At 54.6% G+C, this 17,577-nt stretch carries 11 protein-coding genes; 4 read left to right on the top strand and 7 right to left on the bottom strand.

Annotation, left to right across the window (positions count from 1 at the left end; genetic code table 11):
* Positions 1–169: 169 nt before the first annotated feature.
* Positions 170–1,456, bottom strand: a complete 1,287-nt coding sequence (gene serS / locus LW884_11460; protein MCE3008947.1) for a serine--tRNA ligase — start codon at positions 1,454–1,456, stop codon at positions 170–172.
* Between the two features lie 317 nt (positions 1,457–1,773).
* On the opposite strand from serS, the gene rho reads away from it, so the two are divergent.
* Positions 1,774–3,669, top strand: a complete 1,896-nt coding sequence (gene rho, locus LW884_11455; protein ID MCE3008946.1) for a transcription termination factor Rho — start codon at positions 1,774–1,776, stop codon at positions 3,667–3,669.
* Between the two features lie 108 nt (positions 3,670–3,777).
* On the opposite strand, the gene LW884_11450 is transcribed toward rho, so the two are convergent.
* Both LW884_11450 and LW884_11445 read right to left on the bottom strand, forming a co-directional pair.
* The gene (locus LW884_11450; GenBank protein ID MCE3008945.1) at positions 3,778–6,579 is read right to left on the bottom strand and encodes a hypothetical protein; all 2,802 of its coding nucleotides are present in this window, start codon (positions 6,577–6,579) and stop codon (positions 3,778–3,780) included.
* A 114-nt stretch (positions 6,580–6,693) separates the two neighbouring features.
* Positions 6,694–7,287: a CAP domain-containing protein gene (locus LW884_11445; protein MCE3008944.1), complete on the bottom strand. Its 594-nt coding sequence runs from the start codon at positions 7,285–7,287 to the stop codon at positions 6,694–6,696.
* Positions 7,288–7,474: 187 nt separating this feature from the next.
* Here LW884_11445 and guaA point away from each other — a divergent pair, with 187 nt between their 5' ends.
* The 3 genes from guaA (at position 7,475) to hppD (ending at position 12,032) form a co-directional block, all read left to right on the top strand.
* A complete protein-coding gene (guaA, locus tag LW884_11440) occupies positions 7,475–9,004 on the top strand; it encodes a glutamine-hydrolyzing GMP synthase (protein ID MCE3008943.1) in 1,530 nt (509 codons plus the stop codon).
* 40 nt (positions 9,005–9,044) lie between these two features.
* Positions 9,045–10,760: a tetratricopeptide repeat protein gene (locus tag LW884_11435; GenBank protein MCE3008942.1), complete on the top strand. Its 1,716-nt coding sequence runs from the start codon at positions 9,045–9,047 to the stop codon at positions 10,758–10,760.
* 138 nt (positions 10,761–10,898) lie between these two features.
* Positions 10,899–12,032 carry a 4-hydroxyphenylpyruvate dioxygenase gene (gene hppD, locus LW884_11430; protein MCE3008941.1) on the top strand — a complete coding sequence of 378 codons (1,134 nt, stop codon included), beginning with the start codon at positions 10,899–10,901 and terminating at the stop codon, positions 12,030–12,032.
* Between the two features lie 377 nt (positions 12,033–12,409).
* Here the strand turns inward: hppD and LW884_11425 are convergent, their stop codons facing one another.
* From LW884_11425 to LW884_11410, 4 genes are all read right to left on the bottom strand, one after another.
* A complete protein-coding gene (locus LW884_11425) occupies positions 12,410–13,096 on the bottom strand; it encodes a T9SS type A sorting domain-containing protein (protein MCE3008940.1) in 687 nt (228 codons plus the stop codon).
* A gap of 11 nt (positions 13,097–13,107) precedes the next feature.
* On the bottom strand, positions 13,108–14,079 hold the full coding sequence (locus LW884_11420) for a hypothetical protein (GenBank protein ID MCE3008939.1): 972 nt from the start codon (positions 14,077–14,079) through the stop codon (positions 13,108–13,110).
* 161 nt (positions 14,080–14,240) lie between these two features.
* Positions 14,241–15,227: a hypothetical protein gene (locus LW884_11415; protein MCE3008938.1), complete on the bottom strand. Its 987-nt coding sequence runs from the start codon at positions 15,225–15,227 to the stop codon at positions 14,241–14,243.
* 16 nt (positions 15,228–15,243) lie between these two features.
* On the bottom strand, positions 15,244–17,577 hold a 2,334-nt coding region (locus tag LW884_11410; protein ID MCE3008937.1), incomplete at its 5' end, for a hypothetical protein.

The raw sequence follows: 17,577 nt of genomic DNA, 5'->3' as shown, positions 1-17,577 counted from the left end.
CGCTTCGCTAAACTCACTACTTCAATGGATTCAGTCGCAAATTATGACTCCGCTGCCTGATTCCACCCGCCGTAGCGCCGATTAGGGAGTGCAAATATGCAGCATCTATCCCTCTCCTGTCAAGTACCTAACACAAAAAAATTCAAAATTCTAATGAAATAGGCCTAAATCAAGCCTGGAAGGCTATTCTCTGGCAGCCCATATAGGGGTGCAGGGCACTGGGCAGGGCAATGCTGCCGTCTGCCTGCTGGTTGTTTTCCAGCAGGGCGGCCACAATGCGTGGCAGAGCCAGTGCGCTACCATTCAGGGTATGGCAGAGCTGGTTTTTCTTGCCATCGCGATACCGTAGCTTCAGGCGGTTGGCCTGGAATGCTTCAAAATTGCTGACCGAGCTTACCTCCAGCCAGCGTTCCTGCGCTGCACTCCACACCTCCAGGTCATAGGTTTTGGCACTGGCAAAGCTCATATCTCCGCCGCACAGCAGGGCCGTGCGGTAGGGTAGCTCCAGTTTGTCTAGCAGGCTGCGCACATAGCCTAGCATTTCCTCCAGGGCGTCATAGCTGTGCTCGGGGGTAGTAATCTGCACAATCTCTACTTTATCGAACTGGTGTAGGCGGTTCAGGCCCCGCACATCTTTTCCGTAGCTGCCTGCCTCGCGGCGGAAGCAGGGGGTGTAGCCACAGCACTTTACCGGCAGCTCTGCCTGCTCCAGTATCACATCCCGATACAAATTGGTAATCGGCACCTCGGCAGTGGGGATGGCATACAGGTTGTCCTTTTCCATATAGTACATCTGTCCTTCCTTGTCGGGCAGCTGGCCGGTGGCAAAGGCGCTCTCCTCGTTCACAAAAATGGGCGGCTGCACCTCCAGGTAGCCGTGCCGGGTAGCCTCGTCCAGAAAGAACTGGATGAGGGCTCGCTGTAGGCGTGCGCCCTGCCCCCTGTATACCGGGAAGCCAGCACCGGTTACCTTGGCACCCAGCTCAAAGTCGATGAGGCCAAGGCGTGTGGCCAGCTCCCAGTGGGGCTGGGCCGTGGCCGGCAGCTGTAGGGGCAGCTGCTTCTGCTGCACAATGGCGTTATGCTCGGCACTGTAGCCGGGTGGTACCGTTGTGTGCGGCAGATTGGGCAGCAGCACCAGCTGGTCGTGCAGCTGGCGCACTAGGTCGGCCTGTTCGGCCTCTAGCCCAGCTATTTTTTGCTTCAGGCGGTAGGTTTCGGCCCGGGCCTGCTCGGCGGCATGCTGGTTTCCCTTGCTCATCTCCAGGCCTATCTGTTTGGCTAGCTGGTTCATGTCGGCTCGCGCAGTATCCAGCGCGGCCTGCTGGGCACGGCGCAGTGCGTCCAGCTGCAGTATTGCCGGTACGGCGGCCCTTGCCTCGCTGAAACCCTTGTCCAAAAGGCGGTCGATAACCTGCTGCGGGGCTTCGGCCTGTAGTTGGGCTATAGTAAGCATGAAAAATGATTGTGAGGTAAAAAAATGAAGGGCACTATTGCCATAGCGAAATAAAAAAGAAAACCAGGCCTACGATGGCTTTTTGGTTTTTTTTGTAAATTTGTACCGTGTCCGGCATGACAAGGGCACGTGGGAACTACAAAGTAGGATGTACGCTTTTACGCTTTGTGGGCCGCGCTTTTTTTGATTAATTGCCCGGCATATTCAAACAGAACCAAGATTAGTCCCAACTGCCACTGGCAGTAAGCATTTCGCTTATTTTTTACCCCTGGCATTCCGCCGGACACCTCCCCTCTTTTCTTTTTTTGTATTACACTATGCAAAGCACTGCTGAACTGAACACTAAAATGGTGGCGGAACTTCGCCAGATTGCAGAAAAACTCCAGATCGATAATTTCAAGACTTTGAAGAAACAGGAGCTGGTAAAGGCGATTACTACGCAACTAAAAGACCAGGCCAGCCAGGTACCCACCCCCGTAAGGCAGCAAAAAACCGATGAAGCAGTACCGCCTGCACCGCTAGCGAACAGTCCGCTGGCAGGCCCATCGGCTGCTTATAATACCGGTGAGCAAAGAGCGAAGCAGGGCGAAGCCCCCCCACGAACCGAGGCTACGGAAAGCACTGGGCAAGCCAATGTGCCTGCTACCCCACAAAACACGCAGGAGATTAGCCTTTTTTCGAGCGAACCACAGGCCAGCCTGCAAGCTGAAAATCCGGAGGGAACCGGCAGCGAGCCAAAGCCCCAGCAAGAGAACCGCGAAAGCACCGAGCGGCGGCAGCGCGAGCGACAACGGCGCCAGCAGGAACAGCGGGCTGAACGGGGCGAAAATCCCCAGGACCGAAACAGAAACCCGCGCAATGAAGAGCGAAACGTCCGCAACGAAAATCAAAATCGGGGCGAAAGAGGCGAGAAAAACGAAAACCGAAACGAGGGTAACAACGAAAACCGGAACCGAAATAACCGGAATGAGAACCGGGGAGACAACCGAAATGAGAATCGGAACGAGAACCGAGGAGATAACCGAAATGAGAATCGGAACCGAAATAACCGGAACGAAGGCCGGCAAGACCCTTTTGAGGTAACACCGGACGACTTTGCCTATGCCGTAACGAACCAGGGTGTGCTTGAGATACTGGAGGATGGATATGGGTTCCTCCGCAGCCCGGAGTACAACTACCTGCCCAGCCCAGACGATGTGCTGGTTACCCCGCATCAAATTCGCCAGATGGGCCTGAAAACCGGCGATACCATCATCGGCAAGATACGCCCCCCCCGAGAGGGCGAGCGCTACTTTGTGCTCATCGAAGCCGAGCGCATAAACGGCCAGCAACCCGCCGATATCCGAGATCGCATCTTCTTCGACCACCTAACCCCGCTTTTTCCGAAAGAAAAGTTCAACCTGAGTGCACACCACGAGCGAGACCTCTCGCTGCGTGTGCTAGACCTGTTTGCCCCTATTGGCAAGGGTCAGCGGGGCCTGATCGTAGCCCAGCCCAAAACGGGTAAAACCATCCTGCTGCAAAAAGTAGCCAATGCCATAGCCGAAAACCACCCCGAGTGCTACCTGATTGTACTGCTAATAGACGAGCGGCCAGAGGAGGTAACCGACATGCAGCGCAATGTGCATGCCGAGGTGATTGCCAGCACCTTTGACGAACCTGCAGAACGCCATGTGCAGGTGAGCCACATGGCCATAGAGAAAGCCAAGCGCCTGGTGGAAAGTGGCCATGATGTGGTGATCCTGCTCGACTCCATTACCCGCCTGGCGCGTGCCTACAATGCGGTGATGCCTGCCAGCGGCAAGATTCTATCCGGTGGGGTGGATGCCTATGCCCTGCACAAGCCCAAGCGCTTCTTTGGCGCAGCGCGCAATGTGGAGAACGGCGGAAGCCTGACCATACTGGCCACCGCGCTGATAGATACCGGCAGCAAGATGGACGAGGTTATTTTCGAAGAGTTCAAGGGCACGGGCAACATGGAGCTACAGCTGGACCGCCGCCTGGCCAACCGGCGCATCTACCCGGCCATAGATGTGGTGGCCAGCGGTACGCGCCACGAGGAGCTGCTGATGGACCGCATGAGCCTGCAGCGCATGTGGATACTACGCAAGCTGCTGGGCGAAATGACCCCCCTGGAGGCCATGGAGTTTATACAGGACAAGATGCACGGCACCAAAACCAACGAGGAGTTCCTCACCACGATGAACGGCTAGTGGCTAGCGCCCACCACTTACAGCCAATAGAACAAAAGAACCCGGGCAGGGCTGAGAGGCAAGAGGGGCAGGTGGGCTGAGGTCCGTTCGAGCCGTCGGCGTGGGTGGCTAGCCAAAATAGTTTAATTCCTCTAGCAAGAAGGTACGGGCTACCGCCTGCAGCTCCCGCTCTCGGGTGGTGAGCTTATCCAGGGCATCCAGCACCTCGGCCACCCCCTCAGCAGTGGCGTAGCTGCGTATCTGCACCAGGCCCGCATGGGGGCCCACATAGGCCGGGTAGGCAAAGTAGCAGAAGTAGGGCTCATCCGCCAGGCAGGGGGCTGCTATGCGGCCCTTGCCACGAGTTACATACCGTAGCCAGGCATCATACACCTGCCGCACGGCCTCATCGGTGGCTTTGGCCACCGGGTGCGCAGGGAGGTGTGGGGCCAGCACCGTATTGTAAAAATTATCGGCCAGGTAGGGGGCCATGGGGTTCTGCACCTCTATCCTAGGCGCGCCCGCTACCGGATTATCCGCCTCGAAAGTGGTTTCGATGCAGGAGTTTCGGCATCCCAAGAACGAAAAACAGAGTGACAGCCAGGTTGGCAATTTCTTTTTTGGTACACTAGGTGCCCAAATATCTAATTGATTAGTCGCAAGGGGAAAATACCCATTTAAAAACTTGGTAATGCCATACCAACCAATGAGCGACACGGCACTTTCATAGTCAAATGCACAGAACCCATACTTGTCTGGTGGCCCCGCTTGCGCTCTTGTCTTATTTGTGCTCTTCACATCATTATCCAGGCGGAACCACACCCGGTCGGGATCGCGACTCATGCGGTTCAGTCGGTCCTGCTTCACCCGCACGGGGGTCAGATTATCCATGAAGCCAACATACGCACCGTCCACCTCTCCACATTTTCTCTTAAGCCTGTAATGGCCGTCCTTAAAAGCCACTGAAAAACCACTCACCACTTTCCCGTAATCCTTCTCCCTTTTGGCATGGCTGAAATCGTACCTGGTTTGTCGGGTAGAACCAATTTCCGGTATCGTTTCCCGAATATCACCCCGCTGGGCCAGTGCCAGCACCTGATCCGAAGCCTTAACCAGGCGCTGTATGCTGGCATTGAGTGCCTCCGGATGGTCTAGCCAGTTTATGCTGCTCAGGTCTTCGTGTGTCCAGTGAGTATAATCGTGTAGCCGTATCTGATTTTGACGACCAGCCTGGGGCGCATACTGCCATACAGTGAAAGACACCGGCCAGTTGCCATTCAGCTTAAAGAACTCGCGGGCGTTGACCATGAAGCCGGAGTAAAACTGGAAGGCCTCGTCGAAACGGCTGCGAAACTCGGCATACGTGGGGCGGGGCACCAGCCAGCTGCTGGGGGTAAAGATCATCAGCAGCGGCTTCCAGCCAGGGTGCCGCGCCACCTGCACTTGGCAGATGAGCAGGATCTGAGCCAAAAAGGCAGCATAGCGCTCTTTGCCCGCATCCTGGCCAGTAAGGGCCATTACGTCCGAATCTATCTCATACTCTGCCTGCACACTTTCCCGCTGCTCGGTACGCTCATCGGTGCTTTTGTAGGGGGGGTTTAGCAGAAAGGCCAGCGGCTTATCCAGCTGCTGGCCATTGTCTACCAGTGCCTGCTCCAGGATGCCCAGATACTCAGCTGCCGGTTTGTCCAGGAAGTTGAGCCCCTGGCCCGTGTGGGTTTTGGGCACGATGGTAAAGCCCTGCTGCAGGTGCAGGGGGTCGTACTTCATCCGTCGCTCGATGATGCGCAGCAGGTCGGGCTGTAGCTCCGATACAATCTTGTGCCGCAGCTTCAGCCGCCAGCTGGTTACCAGGTTGCCCGAGCCAGCGGCAGGGTCTAGCACTATGTACTTCTCACTCAGGGCCGCCTCGGCATACTGGTGTACAAACCAGAGGGCAAACTTGGCCAGGTGGTCGTCGGTAAAAAAGATCCCATGCTGCTTTACATACTCGGGGTCTAGTACCGCCAGTACCTCGTCAAAGCGAGAGAAGTAGTAGTCCAGTGTCAGGCCCGAGCCCTCGTTGGTAAAGACGAAGCGGGCTTCTACAAACTTCTTAAAATCCGCGTGGTACTTCGGATTAACGACTATGGGCTCTGAGCGGCGGCCGCTGATGCGGGCATACACCTGAACGCCCCAGTTATCGACAGCATACTCACCTGGCAGGGTTACCTCTGCGCTGGTATCCCAGTAGTGGATAAGGGCATAAAAGGCATGTACGGCTTCTATCGGCTGGTCGAAGAAGCGCATCATCTGCTGGATGGTGTGGATAAAATTGGCTGTATTCACCTGTATGCGTCCTGCATCCAGGTTTCGCAGATAGCTGATGAACTCGAACAGCCGGGTGGCATCCAGGCCCTTCAGTTGTGCATTTCGGCCAAAGGCCTCGCGCTCCTTTTTGGTTTCCCTGAAGTCTTCCTCGGTGATCAAAAAGAGCGCGGTATCCAGCACCGCCCGCCACGTAGCCTCGCTGAGCAGGCGTGCTTGCTCCTTTCCCACCTGGCTGGCAGGGTCGGCAGGGTCGGCCCCCTGGGCTATGGCCAGTACCTCGGCGGGCAGCTGGCGCACATCCCACAGGCCCACAAAGTGGTAGCTAAGCACGCTGATGTAGTGGAAGGACAGGCCCTTCTTCCGGTAGTGCAGGGCCTGAAAAAAACCTGCCTTCCAGTCGGCGTATTTGCTTTTCAGCTCCACTACCAGCTTCCCCTCTACATAGCCATCTGCATTGGCGGCCTGGGTTTCCTTTACCAGCTCGGCACCAAATACAGAGCGAAACACCGCCAGGCCTTTATCGTCTTTGGCATCCTCGCTTATGTTTTCGGTGGTGATATATTCCCTAAGCCATCCGCCCGCCTGGGTAGTGGTGGGGAAGGGAGATTTCTTCTGAACCATGCTGGCGTACCCTTTGAGGCAAAATAACAAAGAAATAGGCGGATAGCATGGATACCGCCAGGTGCAAGTGTCCACACTCCTGACATCCGCCTCGGTGCCCATCGGCTGGCTATATCAATCGGGATATGGAGTGGGGCAATTATCTACACCCAGGGGGTCTGCCTCGGTGGAAAACCATACACAGGCATAGCCCCGGTATATGCCTATGCCTATGGCTTTCCAGCCAGACTGCTTCCAGCTGCCCAGGTTCAGGATAACGCTGTTGTGCCCCGGGCTTTGCTGCCAGCCCTTCAGCGCCAGGCTTGCATCGGCAATCTCCGTTGCGGCCAGGTCGGTGCCGTAGGTAAAGGCTATTTCGAAACCCGTGCCGGCATACACCCCGTGGCTTATCTCGCGCGGCTTGTCCCACATACAGCGGGCCGCCTTGTGGTTGTCCGTATAGCAGCAGGGGGTCCAGGGGCCGGCTGGGCTCCAGCTGTGCGCGTTGCAGCGGCCTTTTATCACCCGCTCTTCTACCACATCGCGGGCATGTAGCCGGGCCGTCTTTGTTAGCCAGTGGCTGAGCGAGACGGGTGGCAGGCGGTGCTGGGCACGGTACTGCATCAGGGCGGTATACAGCTCCAGTTCCACCGGAGACAGGCACAATGTATCGGGCTGCTGAGCCGTGGCCAAGCCCGAAACAAAAAAGCAGAGGAGTATGAGCCGCATGGGGTTGAAATGAACAAAAGGGAAGACAACGCCTGTGGGCGCTAAGTTCCGGCTCAAAGTGGTACGACACGCGCGCTGTACCACAACTTGCGCTAAAACCCAGGCTGCAAGGCCCCCCTGTGACACCTAATAATCTTTGGCCTCGGCACGCACCACATGCAAGGGGAGGAATGCCTATCTTTGCGCCGTGGCAGAGCGTATCCTTATTTTCGACTTTGGCTCGCAATACACCCAGCTGATAGCGCGGCGGGTTCGCGAGCTGAATGTGTATTCCGAGATTGTACCCTACAACAGGCAGCCCGATAGCTGGCACGGCATAGCAGGCATTATCCTCAGCGGTGGGCCTGCCTCGGTGCGGCAGGCGGGTGCGCCCTGGCTAGACCTGGGTGCCCTACCCCAGCACCTGCCTGTACTGGGCATCTGCTATGGAGCCCAGCTCATTACACAGCAGCTGGGTGGGCTGGTGGAGGCCAGCCAGGTGCGCGAGTACGGCCGGGCACACCTGAGCCTACTGGAGGGCAATAGCCCCATCCTGCATGGGCTGGAAGCCGCTACAGAGGTGTGGATGAGCCATGGAGATCACATCCTGGAGCTACCCCCAGCCTTCCGGGCCATAGGCTGTACCGAAGACATACCCGTTGCTGCCTTTGCACACGCCGAAAACCCCCTGTTTGGCCTGCAGTTTCACCCCGAGGTTACGCACACGCGGCAGGGCCTGCAGATGCTGCAAAACTTTGTGTACGGGATATGTGGCGCGCAGGGCGACTGGACCCCAGCCCACTTTGTAGGCAGCGCCGTGGCAGAACTGAAGGCCCAGCTGGGCCAAGACCACGTGGTGTGTGGCCTGAGCGGGGGCGTGGATAGCACGGTGGCAGCCCTACTGCTGCACAGGGCCATAGGCAAGCACCTGCACTGCATTTTTGTAAACAATGGCCTGCTGCGCAAGGACGAGTACCAGGAGGTGCTGCACAGCTACAAAGACCTGGGCCTAAATGTAACCGGGGTAGATGCCAGCGAAAGATTCCTGACGGCACTGGCCGGACAAACAGACCCGGAGGCCAAGCGCAAGGCCATCGGACGGGTGTTTATAGAGGTATTCCAGGATGAGGCCCACCGAATAGAAAACGTGAGCTGGCTGGCACAGGGCACCATCTACCCAGACGTAATAGAGAGCGTGAGCGTAAACGGCCCCAGCGCCACCATCAAGAGCCACCACAATGTGGGCGGCCTGCCCGAACAGATGCACCTGAAGGTGGTAGAGCCCCTGCGCTACCTGTTCAAAGACGAGGTGCGCCGGGTGGGTGCCGAGCTGAAAGCCCCCGCACAACTGATAGGCCGCCACCCCTTCCCGGGCCCGGGCCTGGCCATCCGCATACCCGGCCAGGTAACAGCCGAACGGGTGCGGATTCTGCAAGAGGCCGATGCCCTGTTTATCAACGCACTGCGTGAACACGGCCTGTACGACCAAGTGTGGCAAGCCTTTGCCGTACTGCTACCGGTAAGCTCGGTAGGGGTAATGGGCGACGAGCGCACCTACGAAAACGTGGCAGCCCTGCGGGCCGTGACCAGCATAGACGGCATGACGGCAGACTGGGCACACCTGCCCTACGACTTCCTGGCCAAGGTGTCCAACAAGATCATCAATACCGTAAAGGGTATCAACCGGGTGGTGTACGACATCAGCTCCAAGCCACCGGCCACCATAGAATGGGAATAAACGCCCAGCATCGCCGCCCCCTAACCTAAACCTCGCCTGCATGATACGTATCTCTACGCTACTACTTTTATGCTTCCTTCCCCTATTTGGCCTGGGCCAGCTGTGGCAGGAAGACCGAAAGGCCGAGCGCATGTTCCAATCCGCCATAGAGGTATTTGAAAAGCGGGAGTATGACAACGCCGCGCGCTATTTTGAGCTACTGCTGCAGCGAGAGGCGAACCAGCGTACCCTAAGCGCCACCTACATGGCCGGCCTTAGCTACTACTATCTCAACAACTACGATTCAGCCATCCAGCATTTCCAAAAACTGCTGCTCAACTACCCTGGCAACCCCTACGAGGAAGATGCCCAGCTGCACAAAAGCCTGCTGATGCTGCGGAAAACCGAAAAACAAGCCGGAGGCCTATTTGTACTCATGAACCTGATACAAAAAAGCCAGGACGATAGCCTGAAAGCGACAGCCGAAGCGCATCTACAGAACTTCTTTTTCTATGAGGCTAGCCTGGACTTCCTGAAAGGATACTACCAAATCGTGCGCCCTTCCTATCTGAACCTGGTAAATGAGGCCATTTGCCTGCAGCTATTCCGAAAAGGCGATACACCGCAACTGGCAAAGTACCTGGACGAATATACCCAGCGTAATGGGGGCAAGCTGAGCGCGCGCCTACAGCGCCTGGGCGGGCAGAATGCAAAACTGCAAGAAGCCCAGCTCAAGATAGCCGTGGTCCTGCCCTTTGAGATTGTGGGGCCGAACCCAAGCCTGAAGGTTCAGGCCGAATGGGCTTTTGACCTACTGGCTGGTATGCGGCTGGCACTGGAGAACGAGCGCTTCCCCTACTACACCGGCATAGACCTACGGGTGTGGGACAGCCACAAGAGCAAAAGTGTAACCCAACAGCTAGTGGACGAAGAAATTGGGCCCTGGCAGCCCAATGTAATCATTGGTGAGATATACAACAGCCCCAGCCGCGTGCTGGCCGACTATGCCGACCAGGCAGAGGCCCTCCACCTTATCCCCCTGTCGCCCAGCGAAAGCCTGGTACAGGGCCATCAGCGTAGCTACCTGGCCAACCCCACCACCAGCACCTGCATCCGGCAGCTGGCAGCCTATGCCCGCCAGAGCTTCTCGCCCCGGCGTGTACTGATCCTGAAGGGGCCAGGCACACACAGCTTTTATGTAGAAGACTTCGCCAGCCAGTTTCCTCCCGGGGTGGAGGTACGGGTGCTGGCAACAGAAACCCATAGCCCGGAGGCCCTAAGCGGGCTGCTGGCCGATGGCAGCTGGCACTGCCTGTACATGCCCATGACCGATGAAAGCCTGGTGCGCACCTATGTACGCCAGCTGCAGCAAGACCACATAAGCACCCCCATACTGGGCCTGCCCGAGTGGAGCGTGTATAACGGCCTGAACAAGCAACTATTGAGTAGCATGCGCACTTACATCTCCGATGCGTATGCGCCCAAGCACGACACCATCCAGTACAACAAGGTGCGGGTGCTGCACGAAAGTACGTACCGCAATCCGCCCACCATCTACGTATTTCAGGGCTATGACCTGGTGCGCCTGGCAGCGCACAACCTGGCACGGGCTACCCCCTACACCAAACCCGAGGAAGCCATGCGAGATGCCCCCGCATTCGAGGGCATCAACCAGGCCTACGCATTCGGGCAGGCCTACTCCAATCAGCGGGTACACATCCTGCAGTTCCGGCAAGGCGAGCTGGCCAAGGTGGCCTTTGTACCTACCCGGCCCTAAGCCATCCGCAGCCCAAGCCGTTCGGCGGCCACAGAAAATGTGTAAAGCTGCGCAATGTCATAAAAAGCTACCCCCAAAAAGACGTATCTTTGTGTATAGCCCTGTTTTTATTCTGTCATTAAACTGAACAAAGACGTCATGCAAAATCCCTATCCAATCACAGAGAAAAGATTCGAAGGCGCGAAGGACTTCCTGCCCATCAACGGTACCGACTATGTAGAGTTTTGGGTGGGCAACGCCAAGCAGGCCGCCCATTACTACCAAACTGCCTTCGGCTTCCAACCCCTGGCCTATAAGGGGCCCGAGACAGGCGAGAAGCGATATGCCAGCTATGTGCTGATGCAAGACAAGATTCGCTTTGTGCTGACCACCCCCCTGCAGCCCGATGGCGAAATGGCCGACCACGTCCGCAAGCATGGCGATGGCGTAAAGGTGCTTGCCCTATGGGTAGATGATGCAAAAAGTGCCTTTGAAGAAACAACCAAACGAGGCGCCAAAGCCTTTATGGAGCCCACCGTGGAGAAAGACGGTAGCGGCGAGGTGGTACGCAGTGGCATTCGCACCTACGGCGACACCGTGCACATCTTCGTAGAGCGGAAAAACTACAAGGGCCTATTCCTGCCCGGATACGAAAAATGGGAGCCTAACTATCGCCCAGGCCCTGTGGGCCTACGCTATGTAGACCACTGTGTGGGAAATGTGGACTGGGGCCAGATGAACACCTGGGTAGAATTCTACCAAAACGTACTGGGCTTCACGGCCATCAAGAGCTTTGACGACGCACAGATCAGCACCGAGTACAGTGCCCTGATGAGCAAGGTGATGGCCAATGGCAATGGCCGCATCAAGTTCCCCATCAATGAGCCGGCTGAAGGCAAGAAAAAAAGCCAGATAGAGGAATACATCGACTTCTACCAGGGGGCGGGTGTGCAGCACGTAGCCATGGCCACCGATGACATTGTGCACACCATTACCGAGCTGCGCAAGCGCGGGGTGGAGTTTCTGGAAGTGCCCGACACCTACTACGAAGAGCTGAAGGCGCGCGTGGGCGAAATAGACGAAGACGTGGAGGTGCTACGCAAGCTGAAAGTACTGGTAGACCGCGACGAAGAGGGCTATCTGCTACAGCTGTTTACCAAACCGGTAGAAGACCGCCCCACCCTGTTCTATGAGATCATCCAGCGCAAGGGTGCCTATAGCTTTGGCGAAGGCAACTTCAAGGCACTTTTTGAGTCCATAGAACGCGAGCAGGGCCGCCGCGGCAACCTGTAAAGCCCCACATACCGCTGGCCCTCGTGCCCAGCGGAAAAACTCAAGCAGGGAAGGCAAATCGTTGTCCTTTCCTGCTTTTTTGTTTCTGTATCCCCCCCCTGGGCCAAGTGCGTAAAAGCAGAAAGCCAGGTTCCCGAAAAGCAAGCCGAGACGGCTGCACACAAACGGAACGGGCGTAGCCACACCCGCTCTGGCTTTTCGACGGTAGCAGCGGGGAAGTCGGCCAGCGAGGCAGATGACCTAAACAAAGAAATCCCGACACTGTGTCGGGCTTTCTTTGTAAATATCCCCCATACATAAATGAGGAATCGGAACATGCCCTCCTGCTTGGGCTCCCTAGCCGGAGGCTCCCTTATTATTACAGCTTGCCACGGGGTTTATTGCACAAGCAAGCGACCTACCGATCGGAAATTATCCCCCTCGACGGTGTAGATGTAAGTTCCTGGCTGTAGCTTGTCCAGGCTTAGCTGGTATACAGCGATCGAGTCAGCCTGATCCGCCAGCTGCTGAAGCTTAATCTGTCGGCCTTGCATGTCGGATAGCCGGAAACGGAGGTTATGTCCGGCTGGCACCTCCAGCTGCACATAGCCCACAGCCGGGTTGGGGTACAAGCGCACAGGCATTTCCGTACTTTCCGGTATACCCGCCGCAGTCAGTTCCTCGGTTTGGGGATACTCAGCCAGGGGCTGGGGTGCGTTGTCTTCCGTGCCCCCACTGCGTTTCAGTACAATGGTGGTGCTCTCGTCTTGCGTGCGGTAGGTACGCTCGGCAAAGGCATGCTGGGTACCCGATACCAAGCGAAAAGCGAGCAACTGCACACCCTCGGCCAGCTGTAGCTGCTGTTCATGGTAGGCTGGCTGGTCCGCCAGGGGCTGATCAGCATACTGGCGTCCGGCCGTGCGCTGCTCGTCCACTGTGCCCTGCTCCCGGTAGCGCATTACCTGAAACTGGCCGCCATTTTCGTATTGGCTCTGGTAATACGGCGCAGGTGCCGGTGTGGTGCTAAAGTCTTGCGCCTGGGCAAAACTGCATAGCAAAAATGCAATGGGTAGAAAACGTGTCATGGTTGGTTTTTTTATCTGATTCTAGAGTTTGAAACGGAATAATAAATGCGTTTTGCTGCTAATCCCGCTTTGTCTGAATAGCTTAAATACTCAAAAAAACTACCGGCCTGATTGTGCTCATAGAAATCTGCAAGAAATGACTCAGGATCAGATCGCTGGCAATGCAGACATCCATCAGGATTAGAGCCCGATACAATTCGCTCGCACACATACGTCTCCTCGGCACAGCGATCCACCATAAATGAGTACCAGGTATCATGCATCCGGAAGGGCCTGAAAAAAGTACAAAATTGTAGTTTGCCCTGGTAATCCGAACAAACTGATCTTTTACTTAACTTACCCTCCTTGTATGAATAATAATGCAGTTTATCTCCCGAAAAGAAACAAATAGAATCTCCAGCCTCTATAGCATACTCGATTGTAGACTCAACAACGTAGTATTCCGGCTCATGTAAAGGCCGTGAAATATAGATACTTGAAAACCCGGATGGAGTCGTATTTGGGTTAAAGAATGCAATGGTTTTATCTGTGCTCACAAGCAATCTGTTCCAATTCGAAAACCAGTTATAGTCAAGAAGAACAGGCACCGATACTTGCGCGAACACACTATCAGGGAATGTTCTTTTCCTGTCAAACCTTGCATAGCGCCTAAGCGGGCGATCTTTTCCAACGGTGTATACCAAGGGCTCCTTTGAGTCTAGCAGATAAAAGATTTCATCCTTTACATAAAAATCCCGGAATCTTCTCTTTGTCTGATAATCGCTCAGCAGAATGGAGTCCGTCCGGGTACCCGATTCGAATATCCGGATGACCTGCTCTTCGGCAAAGAGCATGTACAGCTTATCTCCATTCTGCTGCGGCCTAATGGAATAAAAGTCCGAATACGGATAGGCCAGCTTATACATAATTCTAGACGTATCCTGAAGGGAAAGCTGGCACATAGATTGCGAGACAAGAAAAAGAATGAAAAGAGAGATTTTCATAATTCAGCTATTGAGTTGAATTTCGAATTGTGACGGCCTGAGCTTCGCCTGAGCAGTTGATTATTAAACAGTCCGGTTCTTCCGCACTGGAATTTTAGATAATAACAGGGCTTTTCGTACAGAGAACATGCACTGCTGCTTCTACTGTATAACAACTATACTTAATCGTCAGATAGCTCATAGTAACATCTGCTTATCTTCACAAGATTATCACCAGGAATCCAAATAAAATCAAAATACCTTTCTTCTACATTATGTACATAATAATTAATAACATATTCATCTGAATTAGCAGGTATACAAGACAAGCAGTCTACCTTATCGGGATTCTTCCTTTCGCAAAAATAGGAATCCCATCGATCATTCTGCCACACATGCTGATAGCTATAAATTTTATCGTCAATAAAAAAAGGGATGCCAGAGTTTGATCCCTCAAGATCAAAATGTGTATAGCATGGGAGCACATTATCAAAAGAATGGGATGTCAGGTTGTAGACAGAATAACCGAGTCCAAGAATAGGAAATAGGTAAATTTTATTGTCATGATTCAGGATATAATCCACCTCTCCATTTAGCAAAAAATAGGCTGGCATTTTATGATCCTCTCTCCATACGATCACCCCAGTTTTCTCGATAGTATGCATACCCTTTTCTCTGGCCTTGGCAACAAAGGGTATGGTTACCATAAGGATGCTATCCTTTTGAAATACATTGTCGGCTGCATTTCTAAATGCCTCATAATGAGTAAAATTTACCAAGCCTTCAAATTCTTTAAGCTTGAGCCGTGTTTTTCCCATTTTCCTTCCCTCCAGGGAATAAGTCCTTAAAACTGGAGCAAAGGCCTCGACGCAATGGATCAACGAATCATCGCCTATATGGCAGTCTGAGGAAATTATTTTTGGAAGGTTTATTCTATCTACTAGTTCAAACCCTCGATACGCGCGATAACACTTTTGTTCTTCATCCAGGAAATAGAGTAAACCATTCCAGAATTGACAGGTCTTCAGAATTGAAAATTCATCCCAATCTGTGGTAGATTGCAAGGTGAATTCGTACTTATTTTTCTGAAATAGTATCGGCTGAGCTGATCCATTTTTCAGACAAAAAGTTAACAACGTAATGCAAATTAAGAAATAAAATATTTTCATTTTTTATAATTCAACATTAATCTACCCATTCATATGAATTGCCGGGTCCGCCATCATCGCTTCTAATATGTACGGCAGATTTCGAGCAATCGTCATTAAATAGCCCTGTTCTACCACAGCGATTTGAAACAACTAATTGTACAGTCCCCCCAGGCACACACTCCACTACTTGTATTCTGCAATTGGGATCTCTACTGCCAATACAATTCCTAATCGTAGAATTAGTTGATGGCGCACATTTAGCCCAAAACCTTTCGTTTCCTGATAGCGAGATGGGTGGGTACACCCCCAGCACGGTAACCACCACGGGTATCTCTCCCGCGTTGCGTGGCTGGCTCTGCACCACACGGGCTCCGGCGTTTGGCTTGGGTTCTACATACCAGGTGGGTACTTGCTCCTGTTTATTCTCCGTAGCGGGTGTGGGGGCCAGGCTTTCGGTGCGTGGCTGGCCGCTGGCTGTATAGTAGGGGAAGGTGGGCGCACCCCGGTAGGTGGTTACATGCGCTACGCGCTCGGGCACCCGGGGGTTGCCGCAGCCCATATAGAAGTAGCTGCTATCCAGCTGGGGGATGCGCAGGGTGGGTAGCATAGCCAGGTCGTCTATCACATAGCCGCGCATTAGCAGCTGCAGCGAGTCGGCCTGGGCCACACTGGCCCCCGTGGCCAGGTAGCAGCTACGTATAGCGGTAGTAAAGCCGGGTATCGCATCCATCAGGGTGCTGTAGTATTGGGCATAGTCCAGTTCTGCGGGGCTATGGTTCAGTATCTGGTCAGCTATGGCTGCCCGCATGCTGGGGTTCTGCATCAGGCACACCATGGCCCGGGCTATGCGGCTTTCCACCGTTCGCACGGTTGATTTATTCTGGCTCAGGATCTGCGACACATCCCCATACTTCAGGATATTCCATTCGTACAAGCCGTTCGTCTGGTTTCGGTGTGCGGCTAGCATGTACATGTGGCCGCGCGTGTCTTGTGTCATACCCTTGAAGATGAAGGCAGGAATGATGCCAAATAGCTGAGCCTCAGAATTGTACTGGCTGCTGGCCACCGTTTCGCCCTTGCGGTCATACTGTACCATAAAGAATTTTGTGGTATCATTTGCCGTACGTGCACTATAGCCGCCCACAAACACGGTTCCACTGTCGTTCACCACCAGGCCGTATGGGCGGTCCAGGCTGTTCAGGCTATCTGCGGTACCGGCTGCTCCCTTGCCTCCATTCCAGCGCTGGGTCCACTGGGGGGTACCATCTGTGGCCTGTATCTTCATGGCCACCACATCCTCGTTGCTGGTGCCACTTATGTAGGCATAGCCATTCTTTACTACTACACTATTTGCCCAGTCGTTGGCAGCCGTATTGGGTGCTTCGTAGGTCAGGGCCCAGTCCAGCGTGCCGCCAGCCGTGTATTTTATAGCCAGCAGATCTCGGTCGGTACCGGTGCGTGTCAGTCCAGCTATATACAGGTCTCCGGCTCCGTCTGCCATTGTGCGCACGGCATAGTCCAGCTCGCTGCCGGCATGGCCATAGTGGCGCATCCACAGCTGGGTGCCGGCGGCATTGTATTTGTACACCACTATATCGCTGGAATACGTGGCATCTTTCAGTGTACCCGTCAGGTACACAGATCCGTCTGGCGCTATCGATACATCCGTAGGCAGGCTCTGCCCACCTGCGGGCTGCCAGCGCTTTACCCAGGCCCCGGTTCCGTTGCTATTTACCTTTAGCAACAGCATGTCCAGGTCGGGATGTATTGCACCTATGCTCTGCGGGTTGGTCATCATGGAGAAGTGATAGGGGCTGTTTACAGCCGCCTCGTAGCCGGAAATGTATACGTTCTTGCTAGCATCCACGGCCAGGCGGGTGCCGTACACTCGATTGGGGGAACCGCTGCTCACGCCATAGGTATACTGCCACAGCAGGGTACCGTCTGTGCCACGATACTTCAGCACAATCAGCCTGCTGAGGTCTCCGCCCTGCGGGTTGCTATAGCCCAGCACATACACGTTTCCGTCTGTGTCTATTACCAGATCTGTGGCCAAGTCATTGCTGGCACCCTGGAAGTTCCAGCTTTTTTGCCACTCCAGCTTTAGTTTGCTGTCAAAGTGGCGAACTACAATATTTATGCCCTGATTTCCTCTATCGTGGGTGGAAGACCCAGCCAAGGCGAGTTTCCCTTCGGCATCTATGGCAGCCGGTACGTTCTTCAGGCTATCCTGTCCGCCCAGGAGGCCCAGATAGGTCTGTAAAAACTCATAGGGGCCAATGAGCGTAAATGCCCGGGCGTTGTTAAAGGCTGTGAGGCAAAGCAAGACTGCCACAAATTTGCCTATAAAGCGCGGGGGGGGGGGGGG

This window comes from Bacteroidota bacterium (genome assembly GCA_021300195.1).
In the GTDB taxonomy this organism is placed as follows: Bacteria; Bacteroidota; Bacteroidia; order J057; family JAJTIE01; genus JAJTIE01.
Note: the sequence above shows the minus strand (reverse complement) of the source record. Positions and strands in the feature narration are given on the sequence as shown.